The organism is Pseudarthrobacter sp. RHLT1-30-1 (assembly GCF_059383415.1).
Genome location: NZ_JBWZCG010000007.1, coordinates 26,733 through 43,665, shown reverse-complemented (window position 1 = coordinate 43,665; position 16,933 = coordinate 26,733). Strand labels below are relative to the sequence as shown.

Here is a 16,933-nt window from a genome sequence, read left to right as displayed (position 1 = left end):
CGTCAGTATCCGAGCGTGACCGGGACCCGTTCCTGGCCCGCTGCCCCGGGGGCAACCGCCATGGTCGCGACGTCCGACCTGCCGTCCTGCTGCAGCAGGACCGCGCCGTACGCCTGATCCCCGGCGGCGGATACCAGGTAGCCGACGAGCGGTGAGCCGTCAACGTCGCCCGGCACCTTAATGGAGGCTGTGGTACCGCCAGCGATGTCGGCGGCCGCGGCCGCGCGGACCTTGCCGTCTGCCGTGATCGGCGTGTAGGAAATAGTGGCCCGGCCCTCGGGCGCACCGAAAACAAGGTAGCGGTCCCCCGAGCCGGGGACCGGAACGACGTGCTGGCTGCCCAGCCTCGATGAGGCCGCCGACCAGGCGAAGTCGGAGGCCTCGTCGGCCTTGAGCCCGCGCGTCACGCGGGCCGCGGCCGTGAGGGAAACGTCCGAACTGACAGCCACGGTGTAGAGGCCGGCCGGCACGCCGTCGAGGGGGACCTGGGTGACGGATCCTGCCTTCGCCGTGACCACGCCACCGCCGGGCAGGGCCTTCTCGCCGTCCCGCCCGTACAGCTTGATCGCCACGACGGCGTCGGCGGGCCCGGGCACGGTGATCTGCAGGGCCGGTCCGGCGTCGCCGAAACCGGATTGCCGGGTGAGATCCGCCAGCGGGGAAGGATCCTGGGTATCGACGCCGGTGATCACCTGGCGGAGGGCCGGTGCCGCGGCGGGGGCGATGAACTCCACGCCGCCGGGGGTCAGGCCACGCAGCACACTCTGCTGGATGACCGCGGCGACCGGCCCGCCGGCGCTGCGCACCCGGACGCTGAGCCGCTCCTGTCCGGGGGCGAGGCCGGCCAGGATGACGGAGCGGGTGGTGCCGGGCGCGACGAGGAGCCCGCGGCTGCCGGGGGCCTGGATCTGTCCCTCGGCCCCGAAAAGTTCGAGGCTGACCGTGGCCGGGCTGCTGGAGGCGTTGCTGAGGTTCAGCACGGCGGTCCGGCCCAGTGCGGTATTCGCACCGACGAGCCACAGATCGTTGCCGGGCTGCTGGCAGGCTGCGGCCGCCGAACCACGGAGGTCCCCGTCCTCGGCCTGGTAGTGCAGAACTGCCGCTGCGGAGGCCTGGCGGTCCGCCCGCGCATCGGCGCTCAGGACGGATACGGCGTCGACGCCGCGCTGGGAGACCACGCCTGCCTGCGGGGCGGCGTTTGCGGGTGCGGTGCCGGGGCTCTCGGACGCGGGGGCAGCCGGGGCAATGTCGACCAGGGTGCCGCCGGTGAGCGCGGCCAGCCTGCTGCCGGGCAGGACCCCGGCGGTGGAGCCCAGTACGAGCGCTGTGACGTCGCTCCGGGCGGACGCGGACTCCGGGCTGAATTGCGGATCGGTGCCGACGGGGGAACCTTCGAGCAGCCGGGCCGGTCCCGGGCAGACGCCAACGCTGCTGCCCGCGGGGACAGCCGCCAGCGGGGCTGCGATGGGACGGCTGCTGCCGGGGCCCTGTGGAGTGAGTGCGGTGGCGGCTGCGAGTCCGCCGCCGGCCGCGACGAGGACGACGGCCGCCAGGACGCCGGCCAGCCGCCGGGTTCGCGGATGGGACGCCGGGCGCGGCGGCAGCTCCCCGGCGCCGTCGCCGGTCACGGGGCCGTCGCCGGGCGCGGGGCCGCCGCCGGTCACGTCGCCGGGCGCAGCGTCGTCGGGCACGGCACTCTCGCCGGGCAGTACGCCGTCGTGGTCGTTGGCGGGGGTGTCGTCCCTAGGCATGTTGATGTTCCTTACGCAGGGAGCCCTCGTCCCGGGAGAGGCCGGTGTTCGGCCGGCGGGCGGGCATGGGGATGGCAAGCAGGGCGGTCAGGCCAATAATGACTGCCTGGGCAACGCCCGCCCAGATGGCCCAGTGCGCTTCGTACCGCAGGCTGAGCTGTCCGCCCTCCGCGGGCAGGGTGAAGGCCTGCGCCCAGCCGGAGGTGGTGGCGGTGAGGCGGCGGCCGTCGAGCCAGGCGCTCCAGCCCGGATCGGCGCGCTCGGCGAGCACGACGAGCCGCCCGTCCGGTCCGGCGGGCACCGCGGCATCGGCGGAAACCGCCTGCGACGGGACGAGCCCGACGGTGGCGCCAGCGCCGTCGACGATCCGGACGCGGTGCGCGACGTCGGCGGCCTGGATAACCGGTTGGTTGAGCGGGCTGATCCGCCAGAGCCAGCCGACGTCGGTCTTGCCGACGGCGACGAGGCCGGGGACGGCGTCCATCCGGCTCGCTGTCAGCTGCGCCGCCGTGTCGGCGGACCGCAGGACCACGAACCCGACGCCGAGACGCTCGAGTTCGGTGCGGGGATCAACGCCCTGGCCGGCCACGATGGTGGCCACGACGCTGCGCAGGGATGCCACGACGGCGTCATCGTCACGGACCGTTTCCTCCCCCGGCCCGCCCATGATTGGCCGGGCGGCGGCAATGGTGGACAGGGCGTCCAGGGTGGTCCCGGCGCCGCGCATCAGCGAGGCGTCAAAGGTTCCGTTGTCGCCGGTGGCGATGACGAGCGTGCGGGCCTGTTCCGGCCCCTCACCGCGGTCGATGGCGGTGGCCGGGAGAGTCCGGGCCTCGACCGGCTGCACAAGTTTCCGGGCACCGAGGGAACCGGTGCCGGCAGCATCGGGCCCGGAAGGCCCGGCGCCGGTCACTGCGGTGCCGGCTGGTTCGGTGACCGCCATGTCGGCGGCGGGTGCGGGCTGCAGGATATTGTGCGCAGCCCACACGGTCAGACCGGCAAACGGCCCGGCCAGCAGGAGGATCACGGCCGTGACGGCGGTGCCGCGGAGCAGGATCCTGCGGCCCAACGCTGCTGCGGACGCCCGGTCGGCGGAGTCCAGCAGGCCAGCGGCGCCGATCAGGGCTGCCGCCAGGATGGCGAAGGCCGCGGCCGACACTGCGGGTCCGGTGAAGGGGGTGACCAGGACGTTGGCACTGACCCCGGTGGCGACCTGGCTGCCGAGCCAGCCGCCCGCCAGCAGCAGCAGTGCCGCGGCCCAGAGGGCACGGGCCGTCCGTGGCGGCCGGCCGGGCAGGAACAGTGCAACTGCCGCCAGGAGCAGGACGGGCAGTCCGACCAGCAGGGCCAGCAGCAGCGCCCAGGGCACCACCGTGTCCGTGCCAAACACCGGCAGGCCGGTGAGGCCGCCGTCGGCCGCGAAGCGCAGCGGCTGGCCCAGGGCCTGCTGCCACAGCGGTGCGGCGTCGAAGCCCAGCGGCAGGCCGGGGTCTGCGAGCAGGGCGCGGGGCCGGTCAAGAGTGGAAGCCAGGAAGGGCACGAACAGCGCAAGGCTGGGCAGCAGCGCCCACCAGACGGTGCGGCCCCGGCGGCCCAGGAGTGTCCCGCACAGGGCCACAAGGACGATGGCGGGGAGCAGCAGCGAGGGCGCCGCCGCGGTCACGACGGCGAGGGCGAGGCCGGCCGCCGCGGCAGCGGTCCAGGAGGCTGTGCCGTTGACGCCGGGCTTGACCGGGGGCGCCGCGGTGAAGCGGCGTTCCCCGGGGGCGGGAATGGCGTAGCGCCCGCGTCCGGCGGCGGTTCCGGTGGCCCGCAGCAGGGCGAGCACGAGCAGCGGCATCATGACGTGGACCAGCAGCGCACCGACCCGGCCCTGGTTGAGCGCCACCTGCAGGGCCGGCGCGCCGGCCCAGACGAAGGCGGCGGCCAGGCGCAGCAGCCGGCGCTGCGTCAGCGCCCCGGCGGCGAACCAGGCGCCGAGGGCGGCAAGGGGCATGGCCAGAATCAGCAGCCAGCCGACGGCACCGTTGGCGTTCCCGGCACCGAGCACACCGAGCACCCACAGCACGTAGCCGAAGGGGTCCCCGTGGCCGGGAAGGCCCGCCCCGAGGGTGATCCACCAGCTCGAGGCATGATTCCAGATCTCCCCGAGCCCCAGCGAGGCCGGAATCGTTGCGCCGCCGGAGACAGCTTCGGCGCCCACCAGGTTCAGCAGGCCAATCAGGGAGGCCGCCGAGGTGACCAGGATGGCCAGGAGCGCGCCGTTGCCGACCCAGCCCCGCTCGGAGGTGGTGAGGGCGGCGAAATCGTCGTCCGAGTCGCCGGTGGGCTGGTCGGCCAGCGCGTCGTTCCCGGGCACGCTGTCCCCGGAGTCGTCCGCCCCGAGGGCTTCCATCAGGGACCGGCGGTGGGCCCAGACCTCCCGCCGCGGGGTCTGCAGCCCCTTGATGACGGACCGCCGGATGCGGCGAGTCCGGGCGGCGCTCCGCCGCCCCCGGGCCACGGCCACGGGACGCCCAAGGGCGCCAAAGGTTGCCAGCAGCTGCGAGAAGCCGTGCCCCGGATCTTTCACGGCAATGCTCAGGACCAGTTTGAAGATGCTGCCCAGCAGGGCGCCGGCCGCGTGCAGCGGGACGCTCCAGGCAGGGGCGTGCTTGAGCCGCAGGTGAACCTGGGCCTTCCGGGCCGCGGTCGCGTTGCCCAGCGCGTGCGGACGGTGCGGGACGTGGAACATCCTGGCTCCGGGGACCACCACCACGCGGTGGCCGGCCAGCCGGTTCCGCCAGCAGAAATCAACGTCGTCGCCGCTGCCCGGCAGGGCCGGGTCGAAACCGCGGAGCTCCTCCCAGACGTCACGACGGATAAGCATGCCGGCAGAGTTGACGGCGAAGATGTCGCTCCGGCCGTCGTATTGTCCCTGGTCGAGTTCGTCGGCCTCGATGAGGGTCAGCCGCTCGGCCCAGCGGCTCGTGGAGAGCCCGACGTCGATCAGCCGGCGCCCGGAATGCCAGTCCAGCTGCTTGCAGCCGGCCACGGTGACCGACGGCGCGCGTTCCACGGCCTGAAGCAGCTCGGCAAGTGCTTCGGGAGCGGGGGCGGCGTCGTCGTGCAGCAGCCAGATCCATTCCCGGGCGGGTCCGGCAGCAGCGCCGCTGCCCGGGATGCCGCCGTCGCCCCAGGGGGCGAGGGCATTGAGGCCGGCCTGCACCGCACCGCCCATGCCGCTGCGGGTCTGCTGGAAGTCGGTGACGTTGGCGGTGCCGAAGGCCTGTTCGAGCAGCGCCGCGGAATCGTCGCGGGAACCGGTGTCAACCCCGATGCAGGTGTCCGGTTGCCGGGTCTGAACCGCCAGCGCAGCGAGGGTCCTGGGGAGAAAATCACCGCCGTCGTGGGAAACCACGACGGCGGTGACTCGTACTTCCTGAAGAATTAGATAGCTCGCTTCCTAAGCCGGCGCCGCTCGCGCTCGGAGAGGCCACCCCAAATTCCGAAACGCTCGTCGTTCGACAGGGCGTATTCGAGGCACTGCGAGCGCACGTTGCACGCGCCGCAGACCTTCTTGGCGTCGCGGGTGGAGCCACCCTTCTCGGGGAAGAATGCCTCCGGGTCAGTCTGTGCACACAGGGCGTCCGTCTGCCAGCCCAGCTCGCCTTCATCGTCGAAGTCCTGCTGGAAGGGCAGCCCGATCCATACCGGCTGCGTGGTGGTGCCCGAATGGAGCGTCTGCAGCTCCATCGGCGGGTCGTGCAGATCGTTTTCCTGGTCCGGACCGGACAGAAGTTCGTCGTGGGCCGCGAGGAAAGCGGTCGCCTGGTCCTGCAGTGAGTCCTTGGTGTGTTCGTTAAAGCGTTCTGCTGCGTCCGGGTCGGCCGGATCTACATACCAGTCGCTCGGCACCCCGCGTGAACGGTATTTGGCCGTGGCCTGCCCAGCAACGACGGCCTCTTCATGGATACGCTCTGCTAGCCCCATTGGCGTTTCCTCTCTGATTTTGCAGCCTTTGACTGACCCTTGGACACTCGGTTGTGTGCCGGTTTCTGCGCATTGGCTTTCGATACCTAATTACACGTGTGTAAGTATCCGCGAGTCAAGCCACGGCGGGATAATAATCAACTTCAGGGCCGAAGCCGGGGCACGCCACGCCCGCGATTTTTCGTCCGGAACCCAGAGAACCCGCGGAATAATCAGGGTACTGAGCACTTCGGAGAAGTTTTTGTTGAATTCACGGGGAACTTCCCAACTCGCCCGGCGATCCGCGCCGGCCGCTCCGGCCTGGCCTATGACGGAGATCACACCGGATGCCCCGTGACAAGATGAACCCATGAGCATCCCGGCAATCGAACTGATGACAGCCCTGCGATCCGGGCAGTCCACCTCCCCCCGACTCACCTGGTACGGACCCGATTCCGAGCGGGTGGAGCTCTCCGGACGCGTGCTGGACAACTGGGTGGCCAAGACCAGCAACCTGTTGCAGGACGAGCTCGACGCCGAACCCGGGACCCGGCTGCGGCTGGACCTCCCGGCCCATTGGAAGTCGCTGATCCTGGCCCTCGCCGCCTGGCAGCTCGGCATGGAGGTCGTCCTCGACGACGCCGAAGCGGAGCTGCTGGCCACCGGCGATCCCGGCCGGGGTGCCGCGCAGGGGGCGTTCGACGCCGTCCTGGCCGTGGCACTGCCGGCGCTGGCCATGCGGTGGCCGGGCGAGCTGCCAACCGGCGTCGTGGATTATGCCGCCGAAGTGCGCTCCCACGGTGACGTTTTTATGGCTCATGTGGATCCGGAGCCGTCGCGGCGGGCGGTGCTGGGCGCCGCGGGGGCCGCGCACACGCACGGCAAACTGCTGGACGGCTTCGCCGCTCCGCACGCCGACGGCGTGCGGCTGCTGGTTCCGGCCGGCGACGGACTCGAGACCGCCCTCGCCGAGGCACTGGGCGCCTGGACAAGCGGCGGATCGGTGGTGCTGGTGCACCCCGCCGTGTCGGTGACGGAAAAGCTGCTCGCGGACGAGCGCGTCAACGGCAGCTGAGCATCAGCGGCGGCGGAGCGTCAGCGGCGGCTGAGCGTCAGTGGCGGCTGAGCGTCAGTGGCGGCGGACCGCCGCCCCGCGGACGCGCCCCGGGGTTCGCGGTACCTGAGTGGGGAACCCGGTGGCGGGAACCGGAGTCGCCGGCTACCGCTAAGCGGACGGGCCCGGCACGTCCGGATCCCTGACGGAGCGGCTCTCAACAGCGCCGCTCTCGACCGGGCGGCGCTCTTGAGTGCGGGCCTCTTGAGTGCGGCTCTCAGCAGTGCGGGTTCCGGCCGGGCTCCCGACAACGGGGCCGGGATGGGTGTGCGGATGCCGCTCGATGATCTCGTGGTCATGGGAGAACTCGGGCTCTTCATCGAGTTCCTTGTTGAAGACCAGGAACCGGTAGGCGAAGAAGCGCACGACCGTGGCCACCAGGATGCCCATCACACCGGCGGCGAACAGCATGTTCTTGTCCGTGACGCCGAGGCTGTACTTGGCCAGGGCGGTGAAACCGGTGGAGATGCCGATGCCGATGCCGTTGATCAGGATGAACATCGCGAATTCGCGGAGCACGTTGTCCTGGCGCCGGTGGCGGAAGGTCCAGAACCGGTTCGCGATCCAGGAGAAGACGGTGGCGATGCTGGCCCCGACGAAGCGTGCCTTGGCTTCGCTGTCGGTCATGGGGCCGTGCATCAGGTAATACGTGAATCCGTTGTCAATGATGAACGCAACACCGCCCACCGCCCCGAACTTGGCCACTTCGCGCCAGAAGAGCGAAGCGAGCCCGCGCAAGCGCTCGGTAAGTGTAGTAATCATGACCCTCCGTGGCCTTCTTGATTTTTCGGCCATTGGGCCAACGGCCAATTTTAGCGCCGATTCCCGGGAACCAGCGCGCGCCGAGCCCTTTGAACCCGCACCGGGAGGTCCAAAAGCCGGGATATTGCGAGGTTTTCGGTAGGCTGGTCCTTGTGACTTTTCCTGTGATCGGTGTGGTTGGCGGCGGCCAACTCGCCCGAATGATGGCCCCTGCGGCCACTGCCCTGGGCTTCGAGCTCCGCGTCCTTGCCGAAGGTGAGGACGTTTCAGCCGTCGCGGCCGTGGCCAATGCCCCGGTCGGTGATTACACCGATCTGGATCATCTGCTGGAGTTTTCCCGCGGCCTGGATGTCCTGACGTTCGACCATGAGCACGTTCCCACCGGGCATCTCCGCGCCCTGCAGCGGGCCGGCGTTAACGTCCACCCCGGACCGGACGCGCTGGTCAACGCCCAGGACAAGCTGGTGATGCGGGCGGCCATCGACAGGCTCGAACTTCCCAATCCGCGCTGGTCCGCCGTCGACGACGTCGCCGGGCTGGTGGCGTTCGGCGAGGACATCGGCTGGCCGGTCGTGCTGAAGACACCGCGCGGCGGCTACGACGGCAAGGGCGTGCGGATCGTTGACTCCGCGGCGGACGCGGCGGACACCGCGGGCTGGTTCGAGGCGATGTCGCCGCTGCTGGCGGAAGCCAAAGTGGAATTCAGCCGCGAACTCTCCGCCCTCGTGGCCCGGACCCCGGATGGCGAAGCGCGGGCCTGGCCCGTGGTCCACACCATCCAGGTCGATGGTGTCTGCGACGAAGTCATCGCCCCGGCCCTGGACATCCCGTTGGAAGTTGCGGCCGCGGCGGAGAACGCCGCCCTCCGGATCGCCAGCGAACTCGGCGTCACCGGCGTCATGGCGGTGGAATTGTTCGAGACCCCGGGGGTGGGCACCGGCTTCCTGATCAACGAGCTCGCCATGCGCCCGCACAATACCGGCCACTGGACACAGGACGGCTCGGTGACGAGCCAGTTTGAGCAGCACCTCCGGGCGATCCTCAACCTGCCCCTTGGGGCGACGGACCTGCTGGGCCCCGTCGTGGTGATGAAGAACTTCCTGGGCGGCGAGAACCAGAACCTGTTCTCCGCCTACCCCGCAGCCCTGGCCAGCGAACCCGCGGCGAAGGTCCACTGTTACGGCAAGGCCGTCCGGCCCGGCCGGAAGATCGGACACGTCAACCTCGTTGGCGGTTCCGTGGCCGACGTCGGCTCCGTCCGGGAACGCGCCACGACCGTCGCCAACATCATCCGGAACGGACGGACACCGTCCGGCACCGGAGCGGCAGCCCTCGAGGAGACCCCATGAACGCGAGCAGCAGGCGCAGCAGCCGGATCAGCACAAAACAGGCCACGGACACGGGGATCACAACAGCCCAGGACGCCGACGCGCCGATCGTCGGTCTCGTGATGGGCTCGGACTCCGACTGGCCCGTGATGGAGGCCGCCGCCGAGGCCCTCGCCGAATTCGGCATCCCGTTCGAGGCGGACGTCGTCTCCGCTCACCGGATGCCGCTGGAAATGATCAGCTACGGCCAGACGGCCCACGGCCGCGGGCTGCGTGTCATCATCGCCGGCGCCGGCGGCGCAGCCCACCTGCCGGGCATGCTCGCCTCCGTCACCCCGCTGCCCGTCATCGGGGTGCCGGTGCCGCTGAAGACCCTCGACGGCATGGACTCCCTGCTGTCCATCGTCCAGATGCCTGCCGGGGTTCCGGTCGCGACCGTTTCCATCGGCGGGGCCCGGAACGCCGGACTGCTGGCGGTCCGGATGCTGGCCTCGGGCACCGATCCGATGGCCGCCCGGCTGCGCGCCGACCTGCTCGATTTTGCCCAGGAACTCAATGACGTCGCCACCCGGAAGGGTGCCAGCCTGCGGCACAAGGTGAGCGAAGTGTTCGCCGACGCAAACGTCGTCACCCGGGGCAGCCGTTAGGGATCGCCAGATGACCAACAGTTACGCCCCCTCCCGCCAGCCCGGGCCGCGAAACACAACGGCCGCGCCGTCCCTCACGGATCCCGTCCGTTATCCCTCGGGAGCGGCCGCCCCGGTCCTGACCAAACGCGCCTTCCTGCTGGTCCTGCTGACCCTGTTCGTGCCCGGCAGCGCCCAGATCGTCGCCGGAAACCGGCGGCTCGGACGGATGGCGCTGCGCGTCACCCTGACGGTCTGGCTGCTGGCGGTCCTGGCCGTAGTGCTCCTCCTGGCATCCCGGTCGACGCTGATCAACCTGCTCACCAACTCGGTCACCTCGCTGTTGCTGATCATCGTCCTCGCCGCGCTGGCCATCGGCTGGGCGGCCCTGTTCATCAACACCCTGCGGCTGATCCGTCCGGTGCTGCTGGCACCCCGGGTGCGCCCCGCCGTCGTGGGCGCCCTGGTGCTGGCAATGGTGCTCAGCAGCGGGTCGCTCGGGTACGCCGCGTACCTGCTCAACGTCAGCCGCGACGCCATCGGCAACATCTTCTCCAGCGGGCCGGCGATGGAACCCTCGGAGGGCCGGTACAACTTCCTGATGATGGGCGGCGACGCCGGCGCGGACCGCACCGGCCGCCGCCCGGACAGCCTCTCGGTGATCAGCGTGGACGCCAAGACCGGCAAGACCGCGATCATCTCGGTGCCGCGCAACCTGCAGAACGCGCAGTTCAGCGAAGACTCCCCGATGCGCACCATCTACCCTGACGGCTACGACTGCGGCAACGAATGCCTCATCAACGCCATCAACACCGAGGTCACGAACGAGCACAAGGACCTGTACCCCGGTGTCGCGGATCCGGGCGCGCAGGCCACCCTGGAGGCGGTGTCCGGAACGCTGGGCATCAAGGTCCAGGCCTACGTGCTGGTGGACATGGACGGCTTCGCCAAGCTCATCGATGCCATGGGCGGCATCAAGATCAGGGCCGGCGGCTGGGTCCCGATCAGCGGCGAGACCGTTGACGAAGCCAACGGCATCCACGGTATGCCGCTGGGCTGGATCCCGGCCGGCGACAATACGCTGGACGGCTACCACGCCCTCTGGTACGGCCGCTCGCGCGAATTCGTGGACGACTACGCCCGCATCGCCCGCCAGCAGTGCGTCCAGCAGGCCATGCTGAAACAGCTGGATCCGGCCACCCTGCTTTCCAAGTTCGAGGACATCGTCAAGGCCGGCACCAAGGTGGTTGACTCCAACATCTCCGCCGGCCAGCTCGGCAGCTTTGTGGACCTCGCGATGAAAGCGAAGGGCCAGGACATGAGCCGGCTGACCATCGGTCCGCCCGACTTCGACGCATCCTTCTCGACGGTCCCGGACTTCAACGAGATCCACCGGAAGGTCGACGCCCTGCTCGCGCCGGCCGCCGCGGCAGGCGCCTCAGGCCAAACAGCTGACGGCACCGGCCTCGACGGCATCCGGCAGCAGGTCGCGGCGCCCGGTCCGCTCTCGGCGGCCGGCGCGGCGCCTCGGATCCAGCCCGGCACCCAGCCCGTGCCGTCGCCGTCGGACTTCACGCCGGTGACCACGACGCCGGACGGTGAGCCGATCACCGAGGAGATGCTGAACCAATTCAAGCTCGACGGCGATGAACAGTCGATCCGCGACCTGGTAGCCACCAACGGCCAGTGCATGCCGCTCTAGCCCCAGCACCCGCTCTTTCCAGCCCAGAATTCCTGAACAGATAAGGGACACCCCCGGCCGTGTACGAACTTGAGAATGTCCTTCGGCCCTATGCCTGGGGCTCCACGACTGCCATTGCCGTGCTCCTCGGCAGGGAGGCTTCCGGCGGCCCCGAGGCGGAGCTGTGGCTCGGCGCGCACCCGGACTCCCCGTCGGTGGCGCTCAGCCCGGGCGGTGCCGGGTCGGCCGGTACGCACGCTGCGGTCGCGGACGACGGCGGACGCCGGGGCCTGGACGAGTTGATCGCGGACGACCCGGAGCACCATCTGGGCAGCGACAGCGTTGCCGAATTCGGTCCCCGGCTGCCGTTCCTGCTCAAGGTGCTGGCGGCCGACAGCCCCCTCTCGCTGCAGGTGCATCCGACGCTCGAGCAGGCCAGGGCGGGGTTCGCCCGTGAGGAGGCCGCCGGCGTCGACCGCGCCGCCGCGGAGCGGAACTACAAGGACGACAACCACAAGCCGGAGATGATCCTCGCGCTGACCCCGTTCGAGGCGCTGTGCGGTTTCCGGCCGGCGGCGGACGCGCGCGCCGTCTTCCAGCTGCTCGCCGCGGACTTTGAGCTCGCCGGCCTGGAGCTTCCCCCGCTCGTTCCGATGCTGCTGCAGGATCTCGCCCAGCCCGGGGAGCAGGTGGCCCTGCGCTCAGCTTTCGAGCGGCTGATCGCCGGCGGCGGCGACGTGACGGAGGCGACGGCCGCGATTGTGGCCGCACTGGTTTCCGGTGCCCCGATGGCGCCGTACCAGGCCGAGCTCTCCACCGTCGTCAACCTGAATGCGCGGTACCCGGGCGATCCGGGCGTGCTGATTTCACTGCTGCTCAACCGCGTCTCGCTGGCGCCGGGCGAGGCCGTCTACCTGCCGGCCGGAAATGTCCACGCCTACCTGCACGGCCTCGGTATCGAGGTGATGGCCTCCTCGGACAATGTGCTGCGCGGCGGCCTGACCCCGAAGTTCGTGGACGTGCCCGAACTGCTCCGCACCATCGCCTTCGAGCCCGCCGGCGTGCCGATGCTCCCGGCCGAGACCACGATGCTGGGACAGGAGGTCTTCCGGCCCCCGTTCCGCGAATTCCAGCTGCAGCGCGTCGAGCTGGCGCCCGGCGCGGAGCCCGTTCCGCTGGCACAGGCCGGAGCCGCGGTCATCCTCGTCGTGTCCGGATCCCTGATCCTCGACTCGCCCAAGGGTGAGCTGCGCCTGGGCCGCGGCGGGAGTGCCTTCCTGCCCGCCGCGGAGGCGCCGGTGAATGCCCACGCGGCGTCCGGTGCCACCGGAACGGCCCTGGCCTTTGCCGTCACCACCGGACTGGAAGCCTGAGACCGTGGACCACTTCCTGCAGAGCCCCCCGTGGGCCGATTTCCAGCGCGGACTGGGCCGGACTGTGCACGAACGCTCCGGGCCCGGCTGGAGCTTTCTGGCCATCGAGGAAAGCAACCCGGCGGGGAAGCTCCTCTACGCACCCTACGGCCCGGTGGCCGGTTCGCTCGCCGCGTTCGACGCCGCCCTGGCGGCCCTGACCGAGCTGGCCCGCAGCTGCGGGGCCGTGTTTGTCCGGATTGAACCTGTCGACGCCGGCTTCACCGCCGCGGACGCCGATGCCGTGCTGCGCCCACGCGGGCTGCGCCCGGCCCCGGCCAACCAGCAGCCCGAACTGAGCTGGATCGTGGACCTGGACCGGGACTTCAAGGACGTCCTCGCGGAGATGAAGCCGGTGAACCGCAACCTGTACCGGAACATCCACAAGAAGGGCGTGACGTTCCGGGCCAGCCAGGACCCGGCCGAGATCTCCATTCTGCTGGGATTCCTGCACCTGACGGCGGCGCGCAACGGGTTCAAGCCGCAGAGCGACGAATACCTGACGCAGGTCGCCCGCTCGCTGATGCCGGCCGGCGCCGCGACGCTCTTTCTCGCCGAGCTCGAGGGCGAGCCGATTGCCGCCGCCCTGGCCTACGACTCCGCGGACACCCGCACCTACGCCCATGCCGCCCTGGATGATGCGCACCGGAAGCTCAGCGCCGGGATCCCGCTGCTGGTCACGCTGATGGCGGACGCCAAGGACAAGGGCCTGAAACACGTGGACCTGTGGGGGGTGGCACCGGCGGACCAGCCCGACCACAAGTGGGCGGGGTTCACGGCCTTCAAGAAGTCCTTCGGCGGGCGCGAGGTCGCCTACCCCGGAACCTGGGACCTGCCGGTGCGGGCGGTGCGCTACAACGCGTACCAGCTCGCACGGAAGGCCGCCCAGGCCGCCCGCGCCGCCGTCGTGGTGGCCCGGAAACTGCCCTCCCGGCTGCGCGGGGCGCTCCGCCGCTAGCCCGCCGCCGCGGCTGGGCCTGGCCTGCGGAGGCAGCACGAACCCGGGCCCCACCGCTGGACATGCCCCGCGTCAGCCGCGGCGGGTGGACATAAGCCCACTCTGTCCACTCCTGGGCCTGCACACCGGACATGCCCCCCGGAGGCAGCCCGCCCGTGGGCCTCAGCACCGAGCATGTCCTCCCGTCGCAGCACAAACCTGGGCCCCACCGCTGGACATGCCCCGCGCCCGCCGCGCCGGGTGGACATAAACCCACTATGTCCACTCCTGGGCCTGCACACTGGACATGCCCCCCGGAGGCAGCCCGCCCGTGGGCCTCAGCACCGAGCATGTCCTCCTGTCGCAGCACAAACCTGGGCCCCACCGCTGGACATGCCCCGCGCCAGCCGCGCCGGGTGGACATCAACCCACTATGTCCATTGCTGGGCGCGAGCACTGGACATGTCCCCCGGGGCAGAGTGCTGCGTCTGCAATGCCGGCGAAGGTGCCGCGAGCGGCGCCCCCTCCCGCGGTATTCCGAGCAGAATTTCGCACGTATTGCCGTCCAGGGGCAGACGCACACCTAACACTTAGCCCTTGAGCTAAGTGTCTGCGCCCGATAGCCTAACCGGATGACCCAGTATTCATCCCAACTCGACGGCGTATTCCAGGCCCTCGCGGACCCCACCCGCCGCGCGGTGTTGGGCCGGCTGGGGACGGGACCGGCGAGCATCGGCGAACTGGCGGCGCCATTCGAGATGGCGCTGCCGTCGTTCATGAAGCACATCCGCTACCTCGAAAACACGGGCTGGATCAAGACCCGCAAAACCGGCCGCCTGCGAACCTGCACGCTCGAGAAGAAATCGTTCGACGTGATCGATACCTGGCTCGGCGAACAGCGAAGCATCTGGACGGATCGCACCGACCGGCTGGAGCGCTTCGTCTCAACAACTCACGAAAGGAACGACCCGAATGACCAACTCCCCTGACCCCGAACTCGACCTGACCGTCTCCCGCATCATCAAGTCCCCGCGCTCGGCGGTCTGGAGGGCCTGGACCGACCCCGCGAGTTTCCAGCAATGGTGGGTTCCCGCGCCGGAGATCTGTCGCGTGCAGGAGATGGACCTGCGTCCCGGCGGGTCCTTCCGAACCGAGATCAGCCAGGACGGTCTCGCGTTCGCCCGTCACATCACAGGCTGTTTCCTCGCCGTCGATGAACTTGAGCGGATCGTCTTCACCGATGCGCTTGTTGCCGGCTGGCGCCCCGCCGAGGCGTCATTCGTGACCGCCGTCATCACCATGAAGGATCACCCGGACGGCACTGAGTACACCGCCACAGCGATGCACCGCAATGTCACGGACCGCGACCAGCATGAACAACTTGGTTTCCACGACGGTTGGGGTACCGTGACCAAGCAGCTCGCCGAACTGGTCGAGTCCACGGCATAGGCACGCAAGAAGAAGGTCATGAAGCTGACATTGACCGAGTTCGTGAGCCTCGACGGCGTGTCGCAGGGTCCCGGATCACCCGAGGAGGACACCAGCGACGAGTTCACACAGGGCGGATGGCTCGTCCCCCATATGGACAAAGCATTCATCCTCCAGGCCGCTGAATGGCTCGGCGCGGCTGACGCACTCCTGCTCGGCCGCCGCACCTACGAAGCCTTCGCGAGGGACTGGCCGCGGATCACCGACCCGGACGATCCTTTCACCGTACTGATGAACCGGCTGCCGAAGTACGTCGCTTCGCACACATTGACAGCGGGCACCTGGAATCCGACAACGGTCCTTTCCGGGGACGTCGCCGAGCAGGTCGCGGAACTCAAAAAGCAGCCCGGACGGGACCTCCAGATCCATGGAAGCGCCCGGCTCGCCCAATTCCTGATTGCTGCAGGGCTGATCGAAGAACTACGGCTCGTGGTCGCTCCCGTCATCGTCGGTCACGGCCGCCGCCTCTTCCCCGACGGCGGCGCACCGGCGGGACTGCGCCTTGTCAGCAGTCAGACCACTCCAGGCGGGCTCACCCTCCAGGTCTACGAATGGGCTGGACGCCCCGACTACGCGACGTATACGGGCGTTTCAAATCTGACCTAAGTTGCAGACCAAGCACGAACCTGGGCCGCACCGCTGGACATGCCCCCTGTGGCAGCACGAACCCGGGCCGCACCGCTGGACATGTCCCGCTGTGGCAGCACGGACCCGGGCCGCACCGCTGGACATGTCCCCCTGTGGCAGCACGAACCCGGGCCGCACCGCTGGACATGTCCCGCGTCGGCAATGGCGGAGGGACATGAATACACTGTGCCCATTCCTCGGCGTGAGCACTGGGCATGTCCCCCCGGGAGCGGCAGAGGGCGTGCGGCAGAAAGCGGGCGGCGGAGCCCCTAGATTCCGGCGGAGGCAGCTTTCTTCTGCGCTTCGTAGGCGCTGGCGACCATGTCCTCGACGGAGTGCCGCATTTTCCAGTCCAGGTCGCGCGCGGCGAGGCTGCCGTCGGCCACGATCCGGTCCGGGTCTCCGGCCCGGCGGGGGCCGATCTCCGGCTCGAAGTCGATGCCGGTGACCTTGGCCATCGCCGTCATGATCTGCCGGACGGAGAGCCCGTCGCCTGACCCGAGGTTGTAGACGCGTTCCAGCGGCGTTCCGGCGGCGAGGGCGCGCGCCGCCGCGACATGGGACGTGGCAAGGTCGGACACGTGCACGTAGTCGCGCACGCAGGTGCCGTCGGCGGTGTTGTAGTCGATGCCGTTGATGCGCGGGGTCTTGCCGGCTGTCAGCGCCCGGAGCACGATCGGGAAGAGGTTGTGCGGGCTCGTGTCGTACAGCTCGGGCGCGCCGGAGCCGACGACGTTGAAGTAGCGCAGCGAGGTGTGTTTCAGTCCGCGGGCCCGGCCCTGGTCCCGGATCAGCCATTCGCCGATCAGTTTGCTCTCCCCGTAAGGGGATTCCGGCTGCGTCGGGGTGTCTTCGGTGACGATGTCCCCGGCGGGGGTGCCGTAGGTGGCGGCGGAGGAGGAGAAGACCAGCTTGTCCACCTCGGCGAGTTCCATTGCCTTAAGCAGCTCGGCCGTGCCGGTGACGTTCTGCTCGTAGGTGAGCAGCGGTTCCTGCACGGACACCCCGGCGTATTTGAAACCGGCCAGGTGAATCACTCCGGTGACGGCATGATCCAGCATGATGCGCGCCACGAGCTCGGAGTCGAGGATCGTACCGTGCACGAACGGCACCTCCTGCGGGACGAACTCGCGGTGCCCGCTTGAGAGCGAGTCGACCACCACCGCCTGCATCCCGGCTCCGCGTAAAGCGGAAACCACGTGAGAACCGATATATCCTGCGCCACCTGTTACGAGCCATGTCATGGGTTCCACCCT

14 protein-coding genes are annotated in these 16,933 nt (G+C 69.7%); 9 read left to right on the top strand and 5 right to left on the bottom strand.

The genetic code is table 11. The features are described from left to right. Positions 1 to 2: 2 nt before the first annotated feature. Genes AC50YM_RS07330 through AC50YM_RS07320 form a run of 3 tightly spaced genes read right to left on the bottom strand, consistent with a single transcriptional unit; the run spans position 3 to position 5,723 of the window. A complete protein-coding gene (locus AC50YM_RS07330) occupies positions 3 to 1,751 on the bottom strand; it encodes a DUF5719 family protein (protein WP_494956306.1) in 1,749 nt (582 codons plus the stop codon). Continuing rightward, positions 1,744 to 5,151 carry a glycosyltransferase gene (locus AC50YM_RS07325; protein ID WP_494956305.1) on the bottom strand — a complete coding sequence of 1,136 codons (3,408 nt, stop codon included), beginning with the start codon at positions 5,149 to 5,151 and terminating at the stop codon, positions 1,744 to 1,746. Before AC50YM_RS07325 ends, AC50YM_RS07330 begins: the two co-directional genes overlap by 8 nt. 29 nt (positions 5,152 to 5,180) lie before the next feature. Continuing rightward, the gene (locus AC50YM_RS07320) at positions 5,181 to 5,723 is read right to left on the bottom strand and encodes a WhiB family transcriptional regulator (RefSeq protein WP_494890605.1); all 543 of its coding nucleotides are present in this window, start codon (positions 5,721 to 5,723) and stop codon (positions 5,181 to 5,183) included. 349 nt (positions 5,724 to 6,072) lie between these two features. On the opposite strand from AC50YM_RS07320, the gene AC50YM_RS07315 reads away from it, so the two are divergent. After that, the gene (locus AC50YM_RS07315) at positions 6,073 to 6,777 is read left to right on the top strand and encodes a TIGR03089 family protein (RefSeq protein WP_494956304.1); all 705 of its coding nucleotides are present in this window, start codon (positions 6,073 to 6,075) and stop codon (positions 6,775 to 6,777) included. A gap of 150 nt (positions 6,778 to 6,927) precedes the next feature. Here the strand turns inward: AC50YM_RS07315 and AC50YM_RS07310 are convergent, their stop codons facing one another. After that, on the bottom strand, positions 6,928 to 7,578 hold the full coding sequence (locus AC50YM_RS07310) for a GtrA family protein (protein WP_494956303.1): 651 nt from the start codon (positions 7,576 to 7,578) through the stop codon (positions 6,928 to 6,930). 152 nt (positions 7,579 to 7,730) lie between these two features. Between AC50YM_RS07310 and AC50YM_RS07305 the strand changes: the two genes are divergently transcribed. The 8 genes from AC50YM_RS07305 (at position 7,731) to AC50YM_RS07270 (ending at position 15,656) form a co-directional block, all read left to right on the top strand. Continuing rightward, a complete protein-coding gene (locus tag AC50YM_RS07305) occupies positions 7,731 to 8,927 on the top strand; it encodes a 5-(carboxyamino)imidazole ribonucleotide synthase (RefSeq protein WP_494956302.1) in 1,197 nt (398 codons plus the stop codon). Between the two features lie 101 nt (positions 8,928 to 9,028). Then, the gene (gene purE / locus AC50YM_RS07300) at positions 9,029 to 9,553 is read left to right on the top strand and encodes a 5-(carboxyamino)imidazole ribonucleotide mutase (protein WP_494956387.1); all 525 of its coding nucleotides are present in this window, start codon (positions 9,029 to 9,031) and stop codon (positions 9,551 to 9,553) included. A 10-nt stretch (positions 9,554 to 9,563) separates the two neighbouring features. Further along, positions 9,564 to 11,234, top strand: coding sequence for an LCP family protein (locus tag AC50YM_RS07295; RefSeq protein ID WP_494956301.1), 1,671 nt, complete (start codon positions 9,564 to 9,566; stop codon positions 11,232 to 11,234). A 59-nt stretch (positions 11,235 to 11,293) separates the two neighbouring features. Continuing rightward, a complete protein-coding gene (manA, locus tag AC50YM_RS07290; RefSeq protein WP_494956300.1) occupies positions 11,294 to 12,586 on the top strand; it encodes a mannose-6-phosphate isomerase, class I in 1,293 nt (430 codons plus the stop codon). A gap of 4 nt (positions 12,587 to 12,590) precedes the next feature. Further along, positions 12,591 to 13,583, top strand: a complete 993-nt coding sequence (locus AC50YM_RS07285) for a lipid II:glycine glycyltransferase FemX (RefSeq protein WP_494956299.1) — start codon at positions 12,591 to 12,593, stop codon at positions 13,581 to 13,583. Between the two features lie 611 nt (positions 13,584 to 14,194). Then, entirely contained in the window at positions 14,195 to 14,551 is a 357-nt protein-coding gene (locus tag AC50YM_RS07280) for an ArsR/SmtB family transcription factor (RefSeq protein WP_494956298.1), read from the top strand. Further along, complete coding sequence (locus AC50YM_RS07275; RefSeq protein ID WP_494956297.1) at positions 14,535 to 15,011, top strand: SRPBCC family protein; 477 nt, start codon at positions 14,535 to 14,537, stop codon at positions 15,009 to 15,011. The genes AC50YM_RS07280 and AC50YM_RS07275 overlap by 17 nt, the downstream gene beginning before the upstream one ends. 18 nt (positions 15,012 to 15,029) lie before the next feature. Beyond that, positions 15,030 to 15,656, top strand: a complete 627-nt coding sequence (locus tag AC50YM_RS07270; RefSeq protein ID WP_494956296.1) for a dihydrofolate reductase family protein — start codon at positions 15,030 to 15,032, stop codon at positions 15,654 to 15,656. A gap of 290 nt (positions 15,657 to 15,946) precedes the next feature. Here the strand turns inward: AC50YM_RS07270 and galE are convergent, their stop codons facing one another. Next, complete coding sequence (galE, locus tag AC50YM_RS07265; protein WP_494956295.1) at positions 15,947 to 16,921, bottom strand: UDP-glucose 4-epimerase GalE; 975 nt, start codon at positions 16,919 to 16,921, stop codon at positions 15,947 to 15,949. Positions 16,922 to 16,933: the final 12 nt, after the last annotated feature.